Below are 17,059 nucleotides of genomic sequence, written 5' to 3'. Positions count from 1 at the left end.
TCCGCGGTGGATGGATTTGGGGCGGCTTCGCCACCCAGCGCGGGGCAAGCCCGCTCACTACAGAGGCGGTGTTGCTCCTGTCATTTCTTAACTGACTGGCATTAGGGCAAGCCCGCTCACCCCCAAGTGCAACTTGTAAGTACCTACGTTTATCACGGAGAACCACTATGCCTACTACAGCCATCACCGGCAGCGCCTCAGGAATCGGGGCCGCCGTCAGCGCAGCCCTGCGTGCGGCCGGCCATCAGGTCATCGGGATCGATCGCAACGACGCCGAGGTGATCGCCGACCTGTCCACCGCCCAAGGGCGTGATGCCGCGATCACCCGTGTGCTCGAACTCAGCGGCGGGGTGCTCGATGGGCTTGTCTGCTGCGCCGGTGTCGGGGTGACCGCGCCGAATGGCGGGTTGATCCTGGCGGTGAATTACTTTGGGGTCAGCCAGTTGCTCGCTGGTTTACAAGGCGCCTTGGCCAAGGGGCGGCAACCGGCGGCGGTGGTGATTGGCTCTGTCTCGGCGACCCACGCCGGGCCGGATGCCCAGCCGATGATCGAGTGCCTGTTGGCGGGTGATGAGGCCCACTCCGTGGCGCTGGCCAACGCGCTCGGGCAATCCCACGTGGCCTATGCCGCGTCGAAGAACGCCATCACCCAGCATGCCCGTGGCCTGGCCGTGGAATGGGGCAAGTTGGGCGTGCGCTTGAACGTGGTCGCGCCGGGTGCGGTGCACACTCCGCTGCACCAGGCTTCGTTGGACGATGCGCGGTTTGGCCAGGCCACCCGTGACTTTGTCGCGCCGCTGGGGCGTACCGGCGAGCCAGGGGAAATCGCCGCGGTGGTGGCGTTCCTGCAATCCGACGCGGCGGCGTTTGTGCATGGCAGCGTGGTGTTTGTCGATGGCGGCATCGACGCCATGGTCCGCGCGGCGCGGTTCTAAGGAGAGCTTATGAACAAAGTGGCCTTTATCACGGGCGCCAGCCGAGGCATTGGTCGCGAAACCGCGCTGGCCTTTGCCCGCGCCGGTTTCGACCTGGCGATCAGCGCCCGCACCCTCAACGAGGGTGAACAGCACGAACACGGGTTGCGGGACGCCTCGGGCGCGCCCCTGGCCGGCAGCCTCAACGGCACGGCCGAGGCCTTGCGCGACGAAGGTTGCCGCGTGCTGGTGGTGCCGATGGACCTGCTCGACAGCGCCTCGGTGTTGGCCGCGTGCCAGACGGTGTTGGCTGAATACGGACGCATCGACGTGCTGATCAACAATGCGATCTATCAAGGCAGTGACCTCAACGCCGGCGTGATGGCGTTGCAAGTCCAAACCCTGGAGCGGATGTTCCAGGGCTATATCCTCAACCCCTTTCTGCTTACGCGAGCGGTGGCCGAACACATGGTGGAGCAGGGTGGCGGGGTGGTGATCAACGTCACCTCCGGCGCCGGAGAAAGCGACCCACCGGTGGCGGCGGGCAAGGGCGGTTGGGGCTATGCCTACGGCGCGGGCAAGGCGGCGGTGTCGCGGTTGTCCGGCGTGTTGACCATCGAGCTGGGCGAGGCGGGTGTGCGAGCCTATACCGTCAACCCGGGGGTGGTGACCACCGAGGCGCTCAAGGCGACCATTGGTGACAAAGGCTTGATCGCCTTGCGTGCCGGCAGTGCGCCGCCCCATGTGCCCGCAGCAGTGATGTTGTGGTTGGCCACGGCTGAGGAGGCGCCGCGCTTTCAGCGTCGAACCCTTGCGGCGCAGGCTTTTGCGCTGGAGCAAGGAATTGTTGCAGATTGGCGGTGAAGCCCTTAATCCAAACAGCACGTACATCCAATTTTCCCTAAGGGCATCCCCGGCACACTTCCCTCATCGCTGAAATCTCCAAGCAGAGGGACACACCATGGACCCAGCACCCAAGACAGGGCCCGACGAAGTCGTCACCCTGGTGGTCAAACACCTGATCAAACAAGGCCGTGAGGCTGACTACGAAGCCTGGCTTCGTCGCATCGTGCGCATCGCCGGCGCACGCCCTGGCCACCTGGGCGTTGACGTCGTGCGCAGTAAACAAAACGGTCTGGCGTTGTTCACGTGCGTGCTGCGCTACCGTTCCACCGATGACCTGGAAACCTGGCTCGAATCCAGCGAACGCCAGACCTTGATCGCCGAAGCCGCGCCCCTGCTGGCCGACGGCGACAACACCGAAATCGGTGCGGTCAACGAGTTCTGGTTCAACCCCGAAACCGAAAACGCCGCCAAGCCGCCGCGCTGGAAGCAGGCGGTGGTGACGCTGTTCGTGATCCTGCCGCTGACCTTGCTGATTCCGATCATCTGGGGCCCGGTCCTGCGCCTGCACCCGTTTCTCTCCAACTACGTGGTCGCCACGTTCCTGGTCACCGTGACTATCGTAGTGCTGGTGGTCTACCTGCTGATGCCGGCCGCCACCCGCCTGTTCGCTCCCTGGCTTGAAGCCCCTGTAAAGGAAACCCTATGAACGCCGATCTGATTCTGTTCAATGGCCAGTTCCACACCGTGGACCGTGAAAACCCGCGCGCAACTGCCGTCGCCATCAGCCAGGGGCGCTTTGTCGCCGTGGGCACCGACGGTGAAGCCATGGCCCTGCGCGGCAGTGGCACCAAGGTTATCGACCTCAAGGGTCGCACGGTGATCCCCGGTCTCAACGACTCCCACCTGCACTTGATCCGTGGTGGTCTGAACTACAACCTCGAACTGCGCTGGGAAGGTGTGCCCTCCCTGGCCGATGCCTTGCGCATGCTCAAGGACCAGGCTGACCGCACCCCAACCCCACAATGGGTACGCGTAGTGGGCGGCTGGAACGAATTCCAGTTCGCCGAAAAACGCATGCCGACCCTGGAAGAGTTGAACCAGGCCGCGCCGGACACCCCGGTGTTTGTGCTGCACTTGTATGACCGCGCCTTGCTCAACCGTGCTGCCCTGCGCGTGGCCGGCTACACCAAGGACACGCCGAACCCGCCGGGCGGCGAGATCGTGCGTGACAGCAACGGCAACCCCACCGGCATGCTGGTGGCCCGTCCGAACGCGATGATCCTGTATTCGACCCTGGCCAAAGGCCCGAAACTGCCGCTGGAATACCAGGTCAACTCGACCCGCCAGTTCATGCGCGAACTCAATCGCCTGGGCCTCACCAGCGCCATCGACGCCGGCGGCGGTTTCCAGAACTACCCCGATGACTACGCGGTGATCGAGCAGTTGGCCAAGGAAGAACAGTTGACGGTGCGTATCGCCTACAACCTGTTTACCCAAAAGCCCAAGGAAGAACTGACTGATTTCCAGAACTGGACCGGCAGCGTCAAGCTGCACCAGGGCGACGACTACCTGCGCCACAACGGCGCCGGCGAGATGCTGGTGTTCTCCGCTGCCGACTTCGAAGACTTCCTTGAACCACGCCCGGACCTGCCGCTGACCATGGAGCAGGAGCTGGAGCCGGTGGTGCGTCACCTGGTGGAACAGCGCTGGCCGTTCCGTTTGCATGCCACCTATGACGAGTCGATTTCGCGCATGCTCGACGTGTTCGAGAAGGTCAACCGCGATATCCCGTTCAATGGCTTGCCGTGGTTCTTCGACCACGCCGAAACCATCACCCCGAAAAACATCGAGCGCGTCCGTGCACTGGGTGGCGGTATTGCGATCCAGGACCGCATGGCGTTCCAGGGCGAGTACTTCGTCGAACGCTACGGTGCCAAGGCCGCCGAGGCCACGCCGCCGATCAAGCGCATGCTCGCCGAAGGCGTGCCGGTGGGTGCGGGCACCGATGCCACTCGCGTGTCCAGCTACAACCCGTGGACCTCGCTGTACTGGATGGTCAGCGGCCGCACCGTCGGTGGCCTGGAGCTGCACGCCGAAGGCCTGCCACGCCTGACTGCGCTGGAGCTGTTCACCCATGGCAGCGCCTGGTTCTCGTCCGAACAGGGCAAGAAAGGCCAGATCAAGGTCGGCCAATTGGCGGACGTTGCCGCGCTGTCGGCGGACTTTTTCAGCGTCGATGAAGAAGCCATCAAGTGGATCGAATCGGTACTGACCGTGGTCGGCGGCAAGGTGGTGTATGGCGCCGGCGACTTTGAAGATTTCGCACCGCCGCGCGTGCCGGTACTGCCGGACTGGTCGCCGGTGGTCAAGGTGCCGGGTCACTGGCGCCCAAGCTCGCCTTTGCAAGCGCAAGTTCACCAATGCAGCGGCCCGTGCGGCGTGCATTCCCATAGCCACGAAAAAGCCCGCCTTTCCAGCGTGCCGGTCAGCGACTTCCAGGGGTTCTGGGGTGCGTTTGGCTGTTCGTGCTTTGCTTTCTGATTTCCCATCCCCCGTAAGGAGTTGAACCATGGCTAGCCCACGTTTGAACAAAGATGACGCCGTTGTACTGTTGGTCGATCACCAGACTGGCCTGATCTCCCTGGTGCAGGATTTTTCCCCGAACGAATTCAAGAACAACGTCCTGGCCCTGGCCGACGTGGCGAAGTTCTTCAACCTGCCGACCATCCTCACCACCAGCTTTGAAAGCGGTCCTAACGGCCCGCTGGTGCCAGAGCTGAAAGAACTGTTCCCGGACGCGCCGTACATCGCTCGTCCAGGCCAGATCAATGCCTGGGACAACGAAGATTTCGTCAAGGCCGTCAAGGCCACCGGCCGCAAGCAAATCATCATTGCCGGTGTAGTGACCGACGTGTGCGTCGCGTTCCCGACCCTGTGCGCACTGGAAGAAGGTTTTGAAGTGTTCGTGGTCACCGACGCGTCGGGCACCTTCAACGAAACCGTGCAACAAGCCGCCTGGGCACGCATGACCGCTGCCGGTGCGCAACTGGTGAACTGGTTCGCCGTGGCCTGCGAGCTGCAACGCGACTGGCGCAACGACATGGAAGGCCTGGCCAACCTGCTGTCGCCGCGCATCCCGAACTACCGCAACCTGATGAACAGCTACTCGGCGTTCAACAAGTAACCGGCTAAGCGGTCCCTTGTGGGAGGGGGCTTGCCCCCGATAGCGGTGTGTCAGTCAAAGATATTCAGACTGGCACACCGCCATCGGGGGCAAGCCCCCTCCCACATTTGATTTGTGGTATGGCGACATACCCGATATAAAAACCGAAAATGTCCACCGAGAAGCGACAATGAACCCTTTTGAAGACATGCGCCTGTTTTGCCAGGTCATGGAGTCCGGCAGTTTTACCGCCGCTGCCGAACAGCTGGGCCTGTCCAAGCAGTTCGTCAGCCGCCGCCTGATCCAACTGGAAGACCGCCTCGGCGTACGCCTGCTCAACCGCTCCACCCGGCGCCTGGACGTTACGCCACTGGGCCAGAGTTATTACGAATCGGCCTTGCGCCTGCTCAGTGAAGTCGAGCAAGTGGAGCAGGGCATCGCTGGCGAGAACAGCGAGCCGCGCGGCACTATTCGCCTGAGTGCGCCGCTGTCGTTCGCCATTGCGCACCTGGGTTGCCTGTTACCGCAGTTTTTAGAGCGCCACCCCGAAGTGGCGGTGGAAGTCGATCTCAGCGACCGCCCCGTCGACCTGATCGGCGAAGGCTACGACCTGGTGCTGCGCATCGGCACCCTGGAAGACTCCACGCTGATTGCCCGTCGCATCGCCAGCATCCCCCGCGTGTACTGCGCCAGCCCCGACTACCTGGCCCGGCGCGGCACACCGATGCTGCCCGATGACCTGGCCAATCACGACTGCCTGCCCTATGGCCATAGCCGCCAGGTGCAATGGCGTTTCAAGGGCAAGCTACAGGCGTTGAACGTGTGCGGACGCATGCGGGTTAACAACGGCGACCTGCTGCGTGACACGGCCATCGCCGGGTTTGGCGTGACCTATTTACCGACCTTTATCGTCGGCGACGCGTTGAAGGACGGCCGCCTGGTGACGATCCTCGATGAGTTCGCCCCCGAAGACCTGACCCTGTCGGCGGTGTACCCGCAGCATCGGCAGAGCTCGCGGCCGGTGCAGGCGCTGGTGGAGTTCCTGCGCGAGCGCCTGGCTAGCGGCTGTTGAACAACTGGCGGATCAGGCTCGGCGTGCTGCCGGTCCAGCGCTTGAACGAGCGGCGAAAGTTCGCCGCGTCGTTGAAATTCAAGTACGCCGCCACTTCCTCATTGCTGTAGCCCTTGACCTGATACAGGTGCAGCGCCACTTGCTTGCGCACCCGGTCCACTTGCTGCTGGAAACCGGTGTCGTGCTTGTGCAGTTTGCGCTTGAGGGTCGCCGGGCTCATGGCGAACGCCAGCGCCGCCTGTTCCAGGCTCGGCGGTTGACGCACGTGTTCGTGCAGATAGTCGTAAAGACAATCGAGAAAACTGCTGGCGAAGCCCAACTGTTCGATTTGCTCGCGGGCGTGTTGGCGCGCGACCTGGCCGGCGGTGGCGGAGGCTCCCGGCCAGGGGCGGGCAAGGTATTGGCGAGGAATACACATCACATCCAATGGGCGGCCGAAGCGCGTGTCTTCCCCCAGGTGCACCCAATACTGCTCGACGTAGCGCGGCTCGGCGTGGCTGAAACTGCACACCCACGGCAGGCGTTCGCCGCTGAGCCATTGGCTCATGGCGACCAGCGAGGTCATGCTGGCTTCCAGCAGGAAGCGCCAGTGTTCGCCAGCGCCGCAGCTGTCCAGCCAGTACAGGTAGGCGTGGTGTTCATCCAGCTCCAGGTGCAGGGTGACCAACGGGCTGAGCAGGACCTGCTGCTGGATCAGGATGTCCAGCGCTTGATGCAGGTTCTGTGCATGGCCCAAGGCATGGCTGGCCGCGCCGTAATAGCCCGGCAACAGGCGTTGGCCGAACAGGAAGCTGCTGTCGTCGGCGTCCAACAACTTGCGGCTGTTGCCGATCAATCCCAGGAATTGCTGCGGACTCAAGCGTGCCGTGCCGGCCAGGACGTCCTCATGAAACAGCCCGGTGCCACGCAGCAGGCGATGGCTGTCGATGTCCCGCGACAACGCCAGATCGATCAAGGTGGCAGGTTGGTAATGCCCCGGAATGAAGCGGCTGTCGGCTTCATACCAGTTGCTTTTCACGGCCATCTCAAGCGCTTTTCGCAAGGGGTTGCTTGGCTTTGGCCAACGCCAGGTTCAGGCGCTTGAGCAGGTCCTGGGGCGGTTCGTCCAAGGCCATCACCACGGCGGTGGTGGCGCCCAGTTGCAAACGTTCGCCTTGCTGACGGGTCTTGTGGGCGAGGGCGCGTACGGCCTGCTGCAACTCCAGCGCCAGCATCTGGGCCTGGCGTTCGCCGGTGTTGGGCAGCAGCACGACGAAACGGTCACCGGCCAAGCGACAGAGCAGGTCCTGACGACGGAGGTTGAGCAATAGCAAGTGACTGAGTGCCTGTAATACCGCGTCGCCTTCGGCATGCCCGTAGGCCTGGTTGATGGCGGCGAAGTTGTCCAGGTCCAGGGCCAGCAGCGACAGCGGTTGCTGTTGGGTGTGACTGTCCTGCAGGCTATCGGCGAGCTGGCGCTTGAGGTAGTCGGCACCGGCCAGGGGTGTGAGTTTGTCGAACAGGCGATGTTCACGGAACAGCCGCTCGCGTTTTTCCATCTGCGTGCTGATTGCCAGTTGTTCGCGGTGCCAGTGGAAGATGCCGATGGTCAGCAGGATCATGCCCACCGGCATCGGCCCGGACTCCAGCCAGTGGTCCCAGGTGATGCTGTCGGGCAGGCGAATGAACTCGTCGAGGCTGTCGATCCACCAGGAGAAGAAGATGCACGACAGCCCCAGTGCCAGGTAATTGGTGACGCGTCCGGCGGGGCGGCTTTTCAGCACCAGGCCCAGCCAGACCAGGGCCAACAGCGCCGAGCCACCTTCGCCGACGATATCCAGCCATTCCCACTCGCTGACACTTTTGAGGGTGCCGCAGGCCAAGTGCAGGATCAGCCCGAGGTTGGCGGCGATCAGCAGCGCGGTGAGTTTCCAGCGGTGGGGTTTGAGCACGGAAAACATGGCCGGGGGCCTCTGGTGATTCAGTCGTGGGCGCCAGCACAGCAGATGGATGTGACGGTTGCGTGACGGCGGGGGTGGGTCGAATCAGCTCATCTCACAGGCAACAAAGGTCAAAGAATGTGGGAGGGGGCTTGCCCCCGATAGCGGTGTATCAGTAAAAAACAAGGTGACTGATCCACCGCTATCGGGGGCAAGCCCCCTCCCACAGTAGAACTTCACAGGTCATATCAGCTCATTTCAGGCTCAAACCCTCGGTTTACGGGCCTTCCCGCCACCCCCTGTCACAGAACCGTCATCCCCCACCCCTAGCGTGCCCTCCCAGTTGCCGGGTCTCTTGCCTGGCGCCAACGGATTCTTGGGGAGGATTGCATGTACAAGCGCACCGGGCTCGTCAGCTTCACGCTTACCGCCTTGGCCCTGGCGATGGCCAGCGAGCGACTCAACGCCGCCGATGCCACCGAGCATGTGGAGGTGGTCGGCCAGGCCGCTGCCATCGACTCGGCGCTGAAAGAACAGCGCACCTCCGACAGCATCAAGAGCGTGGTGCACGCCGATGGCGTGGCCCAGTTGCCGGATGAAAACGTTGCCGAAGCGGTGCAGCGTTTGCCCGGCATCAGCGTCGAGCGCGACCAGGGCGAAGGCCGTTTCGTCAGCGTGCGCGGCCTGGGCCCGGACCTCAACAGCGTGACCATCAACGGCACTCTCGTACCCGCCCCGGAAAGCGCACGCCGCGCTGTGGCCCTCGACGTGCTGCCGTCTGAGCTGGTGCAGTCGCTGTCGGTGATCAAGACCCTCACCCCGGACATGGACGCCAACTCCCTCGGTGGTACCGTCGATGTGCAAAGCCTCTCGGCCTTCGACCACAAGGGCCTGTTCTACACCGGTAGCACCGAGGCCAGCTACGACAAGAACACCCACCAGACCAGTCCGAAATTCTCCGGCGCCGCCAGTAACCGGTTCAGCCTGGGCGATGGCATCGACAACTTCGGCGTGGCCGCCGCCCTGAGCTGGCAGAAGCGCGACTTCGGTTCGGACAACGTCGAAACCGGCGGCGCCTGGGACTTCACCGACGGCGCCAGGCTCAACGAATTCGAACAGCGCGACTACGACATCAGCCGCGAACGCGCCGGCGGCGGCCTGAACTTCGACTACAAGCCCGATGACCTCAGCAGCTACTACCTGCGCACCCTCTACAGCCGCTACAAAGACACCGAGACCCGCAACTCCACCAGCATCGAATTTGCCGACCCACTGGCCGCCGGCGAGTTGGGCGATGCAGAGGCCAAGCGCAAGCTGAAAAACCGCGAAGAAACCCAGGAAATCCAATCCTATGTGTTTGGCGGCGAACGCATGCTGGGCCTGTGGACCTTGAGCGGCCAGGCCGGCTACAGCCAATCCAGCGAAGACAGCCCGGGCCATATCGCCAGCGCCACGTTCGACGGCGGCGACTTCGCCAACAGCGGTTTCTACGACCTGGACAAGCCACGCCCGATCATCGGCGCCGGGTTCTACGACACCAGCAACTACACCCTGGACAAAGTCGACTGGGAAAAACAGAACACCAAGGACACCGAGAAAAACCTGCGCCTGGACCTGGCCCGCGACTACGACCTCAGCGGCTACGCGTCGCAGTTCAAGTTCGGCGGCAAGGTCAGCCGTCGCCACAAGAGCAACGATCTGGAAGCCTGGAGCTACGAAGACTTCGACACCCTGGGCTTCACGGCCGATCAGCTCAACCTCACCCAGTTCCAGAAGGGCAACGTCGACTACCGCCTGGGCAACTTCGGCCCCGGCATCAGCCCGAGCAGCATCAAGCAGTTGATCGGCGGCCTCAACGCGGCGGACTTCTATGACGAGACCGAATCGCGGGTGAATGACTTCACCATTCGCGAAGACATCAACGCCGGCTATTTCATGAACACCGTCGATATCGATGACTGGCGTTTCATTGCCGGCCTGCGCTACGAAGGCACCGAATTCGAAGCCAAGGGCACTGGCGCCACCGACGGCGTGTTCACCGCCAGCGAGACCAAGCGCCGCTATCACCATTGGCTGCCGGGCCTGCATGCGCGCTACCAGATCGACAAGAACACCCAGGTGCGCGCGGCCTGGACCAAATCCGTGGTACGCCCGACCTTCGGCCAACTGGCACCGGGTTTTGTGATCGACGATGACGAAGCCACCTTCGGCAACCCGGACCTCAAGCCGCTGGAGTCGAGCAACCTCGACCTGGGGATCGAGCACTTCATGGGCCGTGCCGGCACCGTATCGGCGTTCGTGTTCTACAAGGACATCAAGAACTTCGTCTACAACACCGACCTGGCCGGCACCGGCGCCTGGACCAATTTCTCAGAGGCCCACACCTACGCCAATGGCGACAGCGCCAAGCTCTACGGCCTGGAACTGGCCTACTCACAGAAGTTCGACTGGCTGCCGGCGCCGTGGAACGGTCTGCTGATCGGTGCCAACACCACCTTCAGCCGTTCCAGTGCGGATATCGAAGGCTTCGACAGTGCCAGCGGCACCCACCGCAAGCGCAACATCAGCCTGCCGAACCAATCGGACACCGTCGGCAACCTGATGCTCGGCTGGGAAGACGACAAGCTCAGCCTGCGCCTGTCGGCCAACTACAAGTCCGCCTACCTGTACGAGCTGGCCTCGATCAATGACAAGGCCCACGACCTGCACGTGGATGCGCAGACCTTCGTGGACTTCAGTGCGCGCTACTCGCTGACCAAGAACCTGCAAGTGAGCTTCGAGGCGCAGAACCTCACCGATGAGTCGTACTTCGTCTACACCGGCCACCGCAGCTACAACGGCCAGTACGAGGAGTACGGCCCGACCTACAAGCTGGGCCTGACCTTTACCCATTTCTAAGCCCCCACACTGATCCAAATGTGGGAGGGGGCTTGCCCCCTCCCACAGTAGATCTCCATTGTTTTTGAAGGATTTAGCCGTACATGAGAATTTCCAAGCTGTACTTGTTGATTGCATTAGCTACCTCTGCGCCTGCATTCGCCGCTGATTTGGCTTTGACCCCCTGGGCACCAAGCCTCAATGCCGAGGCCATGACGTTCTTGAATGCCAAGGAGCACCTCACCGCCAGCCCCCGCGACGGCCTGCAACTGGTGGATGCCAAGGGCGCAGAACTGGCGCGCTTCAACGGCAATTTCACCAGCCTCGACACCCGCGCTGCAGGCGCCCAGACGCTGGTGGCCAGCCTCGACAACGATCGCCAGCAAGCAATGCTGATCAGCCTCGACGCCTCCACCAAAACCTTCGGCAAGCCGCTCTACCTGCCAACCCGCGACTTCGCCGTGAACGGCCTGTGCCTATACCGCGATTCCGCGGCCAATGTGTTTGTGTTCCTGGTGGGCGAAGAGGGCAAGGGCGAACAGTGGCTGGTGGGCAACGGCGCAACCTTGTTGAACCAACCCCAGCGCGTACGCGGCCTGCCGCTGCCGCCTTCGGCGCAGTTCTGCCAGGTGGATGACGCCGGCAATCGCTTGGTGGTGAATGAAGAAAACGTCGGCTGGTGGGCCTACCCGGCGCATCCGGAAGCGGATGTAAAACGCACGCCAATCGCTGTATTCGACACGCCGAAACGCGAAGCCGGTGCCCTGGCGCTGGTGCCGGGTGGCGTGATCGGCCTGGACCCGAAGACCGCCCAACTGCATCTGTTTCAACAAACCGGCGAACGTTGGACCGAGCAAGCCAGCCTGAGCCTGCCGGGCCTGAAAGAGCCGGAGCAACTGAGCATCCACGGCCAGCAGGTGCTGGTGCGTGACGACGACAGCGGCAAGCTGTACCAGGGCAAGCTCAACTGGCAGGCCAAGCCTGTACCGGTCGAGCCGGTGATCCCGGAAGTCGCCGCCCTACGCCAAAGCGACCCGGTCGCGCGCCAGGGCGATGCCGCCGATGATCCGGCCATCTGGATTCACCCCGAGCACCCGGAGAAAAGCCGCGTGCTGGGCACCAATAAAAAACAGGGCCTGCTGGCCTACGACCTCGACGGCAAGCTGATGCAGGAGCTGGCCGTCGGCCGCCTGAACAACGTCGACGTGCGCCCCAATTTCAAGCTTGGCACGCAAACCGTCGACCTGGCCGTGGCGAGCAATCGCGACCACAACAGCCTCAGCCTGTTCAGCATCGACCGCGCCACCGGTGAGTTGCGTGAAGCCGGTGAAGTGCCGACGCCGCTCAAGGCCATCTATGGCATCTGCCTGTTCCAGCCCGCCAGCGGCGAGGTCTATGCCGTCGCCAACGACAAGGACGGCACCTTCCTGCAATACCGCCTGAGCGCGCCGGATGGCCGCGTGCAGGGCGAATTGGTGCGCCAGTTCAAGGTCGACAGCCAGCCCGAAGGCTGCGTGGCCGATGACCAGCGCCAGCGCCTGTTTATCGGTGAAGAAGACGTCGGCGTGTGGGCGGTGGATGCCCGCGCCGACCAACCGGCCACGCTGACCAACGTGATCAAGGTCGGTGCGCAGCTGCATGCCGATGTCGAGGGTCTGGCGCTGTACCAGAGCGACAAGCGCGACTACCTGGTGATCTCAAGCCAGGGCAACGACAGCTACCTGGTGGTGGATGCCGAACCACCGTTTGCCAGTCACGGTGCGTTCCGCGTCGGCCTGAACGCCGCCGCCGGCATCGACGGTGCTTCGGAAACCGACGGGATCGAAGTTACCGCCGTCAACCTGGGTGGGCCGTGGAACAAGGGCATGCTGGTGGTGCAGGACGGGCGCAAGCGCATGCCCGAGCAGGCCCAGAACTTCAAGTTTGTGCCGTGGGCCGAGGTGACCCGCACGTTGAATTTGCCGTGAACCGTCATCACTCGGTCATGACTTTTTAATCGAATAGGAGCTCTACCATGCACGCGACGATGGAACATATGACGATCTGGGGCCTGATCAGTGACGCCAGCCTGTTGGTCAAGGCAGTGATGGTCACCTTGCTGCTGGCCTCCCTGGTCAGTTGGTACTTGATCATCCAGCGCGCCAGCGTGCTGCGCCGCCTGGAACGCCAGTTGAACGGCTTTGTGCAGCGCTTTCGTGCCGCGTCCGACTTGCAGCCGCTGTACCGCGAAACGCTACAGGCGGGTGAGGGCGGTATCGCGCCGATCTTTGTCGCCGGGGTCCAGGAATACCAGCACTTGCACAGCCATGATCCGGCGGTGCTGGAAGGGGTCGAGCGGGCCTTGCAGGTGGCGATCACCGAGCAGGAAATCGAGTTGGAAAAGGGCCTGCAATTTCTCGCGACGGTGGGTTCGGTCAGCCCTTACATCGGCTTGTTCGGCACCGTGTGGGGCATCATGAATTCCTTTATCGGTTTGTCCCAGGTGCAACAGGCCACGTTGTCCACCGTGGCGCCGGGCATCGCCGAAGCGTTGATCGCCACGGCCATCGGCTTGTTTGCGGCGATTCCCGCGGTGATCGCCTACAACCGCTTTGCCGCACGCGGCCAGACCTTGCTCACCCGCTACTACGCTTTCGGCAATGAGCTGCAAGTGCGCCTGCATCGCACCCTGCGCGGTACGTCGATCAACCTGGCCGTGGCCGCCTGAACAGGAGCAAGACCATGCTGACCAGGCCGCAACGCAAGCACGGGCCCAAGGCCGAGATGAACGTGGTGCCCTATATCGACGTGATGCTGGTGTTGCTGGTGATCTTCATGGTCACCGCGCCCATGCTGACCCAGGGCGTGAAGATCGAACTGCCCAAGGTCGCCGCCGAAGCACTGGCCACCGACACCCGCCAGCAGATTCTCACGTTGTCGGTGAAGGCCGATGGCAGCTACTACTGGAACCTCGGCGGCGAACTCGACACCCAGCACCAGACCGACAGCGCCGTGAGCCTCGACGAAATGGGCGCCAAGGTCATGCAGGTGGTGGCGGCGCGCAGCGACACCCAGGTGTATATCCGCGCCGACGATCACGCCGGCTATGGCCGAGTGGTCGCGGCCATGGCGGTGTTGCAGAAGGGTGGGGTGAGCAACCTGGGGCTGGTGACTGAGGCCCCGCAATGACGGCGATGATCATGCACAGTCCCACGTTGACGATGGCGCCAGGGCAACCCTCGGGTTTTTGGCGAAACAGCTTCGCGGCCAGTCTCGCGGTGGCGCTGCACGTGGGTGTGGTGGCGGCGCTGATGCTCGGCTGGTCGACGGAAAAGCCGACGGTGGAGGCGCCACGGGTGATGCATACCCAATTGGTGATCATGCCGCCCGCACCTGCGCCTGCGCCTGAACCGGTTGCCGTCGCAGCACCGGTGCCGGAGCCCGTGGTGGTTCCCGTCAAACCGACGGTTGACCCACAGATCCAGGCCCGCAAGCTCGAAAAAGCGGCGTTGGCCCGCAAGCGCGTCGAAGAAAAGAGAATCGAAGAGCAGCAAGAACGCTTGGCGACAGAGCAGCGCAACCGCGAGTTGGAACAACAGCGCCGGGTGGCTGAGCGCCCGGCTGCCGCCGCGCCTGTCCCGGCACCGGCACCGGCATTCGACAGTCGGCAATATCAACCCTTGAGCAAGGAAGCCCCGGACTATCCCGAGCGTGCGCTGGACAAGAACATCGAAGGCGATTGTTCGGTGGAGTACACGGTCAACACCCAGGGGCGGGTGGAAAATCCCAAGGTGTTGGAAGGTTGCCATCCATTGTTTATGCGGCCTTCATTGGCGGCGGCGAATACCTTTCGCTATCAGCCGAGGATCGTGGACGGAAAACCCGTACCCGTCCCGGCAGTGCGCAACACGTTCCACTACCGCATCAAATGACCTCTGATTCCTCCCAGGCAACACAGGGCAAATGTGGGAGGGGCGGTGCGACGACTCGACTTGCCCCCGATGAGGGTGTATCAGCTACAGATGTACTGGCTGACCCACCGCTATCGGGGGCAAGCCCCCTCCCACATTTGGATCTTGATACGACGTTATGAATTCGCCAGGTTCGCTAACGCCCGACCGCCGGCATACCGCTCCAAATTCGCCAAAAACGTATCCGCAATCTCCTGTTTGCTGTTCGTCGAAATCGCCGAGGTATGCGGCGATAACCTCACCCTGGGGTGCGTATACAGCGGATGCCCATCCGGCAACGGCTCCGGCTCCGTCACATCCAGCGAGGCCAGCCCCACCTGGCCGTTATCCAACGCCTCCAGCAGCGCCGCCTGGTCCAGCAAGCCGCCCCGCGCAATGTTGATCAAATGCAGCCCTGGCTTCGCACTGCCCAGCACATCGCGGTTGATGAGATTGCGCGTGGCCTCGGTCAACGGTGCCGCGACCACCAGGTGATCGGCGCGGGCGAACAGGTCGTGGATGTCCTTGGCGGCTTCTACCCCGGCGCTGAACGGCGTCTGGCTTTGACGCAGCGCCACCACGTGGATGCCCAAGGCCAGGGCCTTTTGCGCCAGGCTTTCACCAATCGCCCCAAAGCCGAGGATGCCCAGCGTGGTGCCCTTGAGCGGGCGCAACGGGGTGAAATTCCACTGAGAGTCCTTCACCCAGATATCCGGCAAATGCTTGGACGCGGCAAAGATCGCCGCCAGGGCGAACTCGGCCAGGTTATCCGCCGCACTGCCTCGGGAGGTGGTTACCGGCGGGCCGTTGAACAGCCACCGAGGGTAGAAGTCGATGCCCGACGACACCAGGTGCACCCACTGCGCACCATACGGCCAGCCCGGCGGCGGGGTGTCCGGGGCGCTGTAGCCGCGTACGTTGATCGGTCGGGCCAGCAGGATATTCGCCTGGGGCGGCAAGTCGCTCGGCACGCCGGCGGGAATGCCGATGACTTGGGCTTCGGGGTGGAGTGTTTTGAGACGCTCGCGAATCACTTCGTTGAAGTCTTCGTCCAGCTGGCTGGCGATAATCACCTGGGTCATGTGCGTTCCTTCTGGCGTTGGGCGAAGACGGCTTTGCCGACGCCTTGCAACACGGCGTCGTTCTGCGGCGTATGCACACGGCTGCACAGCACGTCGCGGTAATGGCGTTGCAGTGGGTTCAAGCGCGACAGGCCAGGATTGCCCGAGGCCTCGATGGCCAGCTCCACGGCGCGGATGGCGTTGTTGGTCACCAGGTACTTCAATTGCGCGGCGTTGGCGGTCGGGGTGTGGCCCTCGGCGGCGGCGTCGAGCAGGCTGCGGTTGGCGAACAGCAGGGTGTCGATATGCCCGACGGTCTCCTGGAAGCGCGGCAAGGTGGCCAGGGAAGCACCGAGGTTGGACGGTGCGCGTTCTTCCAGCCAGTTCACCAGCCAATCCCGTGCGGCGTGGGCCACGGCGTCGTACACCGAGGACAGCAACACCGACATCCACAGGAAGCCCTCGCCATCCAGTTCTGGCGAGGGCGCGCTCCAGGGGCTGACGCTGACCGCGTGATCCAGCGGCACCAGCACGTTGTCGAGCACCACTTCGTGACTGCAGGTGGCGCGCATGCCCAGGTGGTCCCAGGTGTCGATGATGCTTACACCGGGGCTGTCTTTTGGCACCAGCCAGGCGCCCACCAATGGGTCGGCGTCATCGCTGCGGCCCCACACGCTGAACCAGCTCAGACCGTGGCTGCCGGTGGAGTAGATCTTGCGCCCGCTGATGCGCCAGCCTTCGGCGGTACGCACGGCGGTGGTTGCCGGCAGGCCACCACGGGCCGGAGTGCCGAGGTCGGGCTCGACGCGCAGGGCATTGATCAATGCGCCGTTGCGCACGGCGTCTTCGGCCACTTGGGTACGCAGGTGCGCGGGCCAGGTCTTGCTGTCTTGCAGGCGGGTGTGTTGCAGGTACTGCATTACCAGGATCAGCGCGGTGGAGGGTTCGCCCTTGGCAATCGCACTGATGGCCTTGCGTGCCAGGGGCAGACTGGCACCGCCACCGCCGAGGGATTTGGGCACGGTGAGAGCGACCAGGCCGTGCTCGTGGAGCAACTTGAAGTTGGCGTGGGGGAAGGCGCCGCTTTCATCGTAGAGGTGGGCGGTGCTGGCCAGTTCGGTGGTGAGGCGTTCGAGCAGGGCCTCGAAGTTGGCGACTTCCACGGAGCGTAGAGATGGTTGGGTCATAGGAATGTACTCGGTCAAAATGTGGGAGGGGGCTTGCCCCCGATGAGGGTGTATCAGCTACAGAAGTACTGGCTGACCCACCGCTATCGGG

Annotated in this window: 15 protein-coding genes; 11 read left to right on the top strand and 4 right to left on the bottom strand. The window is 63.2% G+C overall.

Going from position 1 to position 17,059, the window contains the following annotated elements; all coding sequences use genetic code 11:
- Positions 1–167: 167 nt before the first annotated feature.
- The 6 genes from DYL61_RS12180 to DYL61_RS12155 all read left to right on the top strand — a co-directional run bounded on the left by DYL61_RS12180 (position 168) and on the right by DYL61_RS12155 (position 5,995).
- A complete protein-coding gene (locus DYL61_RS12180; RefSeq protein WP_135308498.1) occupies positions 168–935 on the top strand; it encodes an SDR family oxidoreductase in 768 nt (255 codons plus the stop codon).
- A gap of 9 nt (positions 936–944) precedes the next feature.
- The gene (locus tag DYL61_RS12175) at positions 945–1,778 is read left to right on the top strand and encodes an SDR family NAD(P)-dependent oxidoreductase (RefSeq protein ID WP_135308497.1); all 834 of its coding nucleotides are present in this window, start codon (positions 945–947) and stop codon (positions 1,776–1,778) included.
- 97 nt (positions 1,779–1,875) lie between these two features.
- Complete coding sequence (locus DYL61_RS12170; protein ID WP_135308496.1) at positions 1,876–2,466, top strand: antibiotic biosynthesis monooxygenase; 591 nt, start codon at positions 1,876–1,878, stop codon at positions 2,464–2,466.
- Positions 2,463–4,301 (top strand): amidohydrolase, encoded by a 1,839-nt coding sequence (locus tag DYL61_RS12165; RefSeq protein ID WP_135308495.1) that lies wholly within the window; start codon positions 2,463–2,465, stop codon positions 4,299–4,301. Before DYL61_RS12170 ends, DYL61_RS12165 begins: the two co-directional genes overlap by 4 nt.
- Positions 4,302–4,329: 28 nt before the next feature.
- The gene (ycaC, locus tag DYL61_RS12160) at positions 4,330–4,944 is read left to right on the top strand and encodes an isochorismate family cysteine hydrolase YcaC (RefSeq protein ID WP_105699740.1); all 615 of its coding nucleotides are present in this window, start codon (positions 4,330–4,332) and stop codon (positions 4,942–4,944) included.
- A gap of 169 nt (positions 4,945–5,113) precedes the next feature.
- Positions 5,114–5,995: a LysR family transcriptional regulator gene (locus DYL61_RS12155; protein WP_135308494.1), complete on the top strand. Its 882-nt coding sequence runs from the start codon at positions 5,114–5,116 to the stop codon at positions 5,993–5,995.
- On the opposite strand, the gene DYL61_RS12150 is transcribed toward DYL61_RS12155, so the two are convergent.
- Positions 5,982–7,019 carry an AraC family transcriptional regulator gene (locus tag DYL61_RS12150; protein ID WP_135308493.1) on the bottom strand — a complete coding sequence of 346 codons (1,038 nt, stop codon included), beginning with the start codon at positions 7,017–7,019 and terminating at the stop codon, positions 5,982–5,984. The genes DYL61_RS12155 and DYL61_RS12150 overlap by 14 nt on opposite strands.
- Before the next feature lies 1 nt (position 7,020).
- Entirely contained in the window at positions 7,021–7,935 is a 915-nt protein-coding gene (locus tag DYL61_RS12145; protein WP_135308492.1) for a GGDEF domain-containing protein, read from the bottom strand.
- A 369-nt stretch (positions 7,936–8,304) separates the two neighbouring features.
- Between DYL61_RS12145 and DYL61_RS12140 the strand changes: the two genes are divergently transcribed.
- From DYL61_RS12140 to DYL61_RS12120, 5 genes are all read left to right on the top strand, one after another.
- Positions 8,305–10,812, top strand: coding sequence for a TonB-dependent receptor (locus DYL61_RS12140; RefSeq protein WP_135308491.1), 2,508 nt, complete (start codon positions 8,305–8,307; stop codon positions 10,810–10,812).
- Positions 10,813–10,895: 83 nt separating this feature from the next.
- Positions 10,896–12,758: a phytase gene (locus DYL61_RS12135; RefSeq protein ID WP_135308490.1), complete on the top strand. Its 1,863-nt coding sequence runs from the start codon at positions 10,896–10,898 to the stop codon at positions 12,756–12,758.
- 47 nt (positions 12,759–12,805) lie between these two features.
- Positions 12,806–13,498, top strand: coding sequence for a protein TolQ (gene tolQ, locus DYL61_RS12130; RefSeq protein WP_135308489.1), 693 nt, complete (start codon positions 12,806–12,808; stop codon positions 13,496–13,498).
- 14 nt (positions 13,499–13,512) lie between these two features.
- Complete coding sequence (gene tolR / locus DYL61_RS12125; RefSeq protein WP_135308488.1) at positions 13,513–13,959, top strand: protein TolR; 447 nt, start codon at positions 13,513–13,515, stop codon at positions 13,957–13,959.
- Positions 13,956–14,702: an energy transducer TonB gene (locus DYL61_RS12120; protein ID WP_135308487.1), complete on the top strand. Its 747-nt coding sequence runs from the start codon at positions 13,956–13,958 to the stop codon at positions 14,700–14,702. Before tolR ends, DYL61_RS12120 begins: the two co-directional genes overlap by 4 nt.
- Positions 14,703–14,857: 155 nt before the next feature.
- Here the strand turns inward: DYL61_RS12120 and DYL61_RS12115 are convergent, their stop codons facing one another.
- The gene (locus tag DYL61_RS12115) at positions 14,858–15,802 is read right to left on the bottom strand and encodes a D-isomer specific 2-hydroxyacid dehydrogenase family protein (RefSeq protein ID WP_135308486.1); all 945 of its coding nucleotides are present in this window, start codon (positions 15,800–15,802) and stop codon (positions 14,858–14,860) included.
- A complete protein-coding gene (locus tag DYL61_RS12110) occupies positions 15,799–16,968 on the bottom strand; it encodes an acyl-CoA dehydrogenase family protein (RefSeq protein ID WP_135308485.1) in 1,170 nt (389 codons plus the stop codon). Before DYL61_RS12110 ends, DYL61_RS12115 begins: the two co-directional genes overlap by 4 nt.
- Positions 16,969–17,059: the final 91 nt, after the last annotated feature.

The sequence above is a fragment of the Pseudomonas nabeulensis genome (assembly GCF_004682045.1).
In the GTDB taxonomy this organism is placed as follows: domain Bacteria; phylum Pseudomonadota; class Gammaproteobacteria; order Pseudomonadales; family Pseudomonadaceae; genus Aquipseudomonas; species Aquipseudomonas nabeulensis.
Note: the sequence above shows the minus strand (reverse complement) of the source record. Positions and strands in the feature narration are given on the sequence as shown.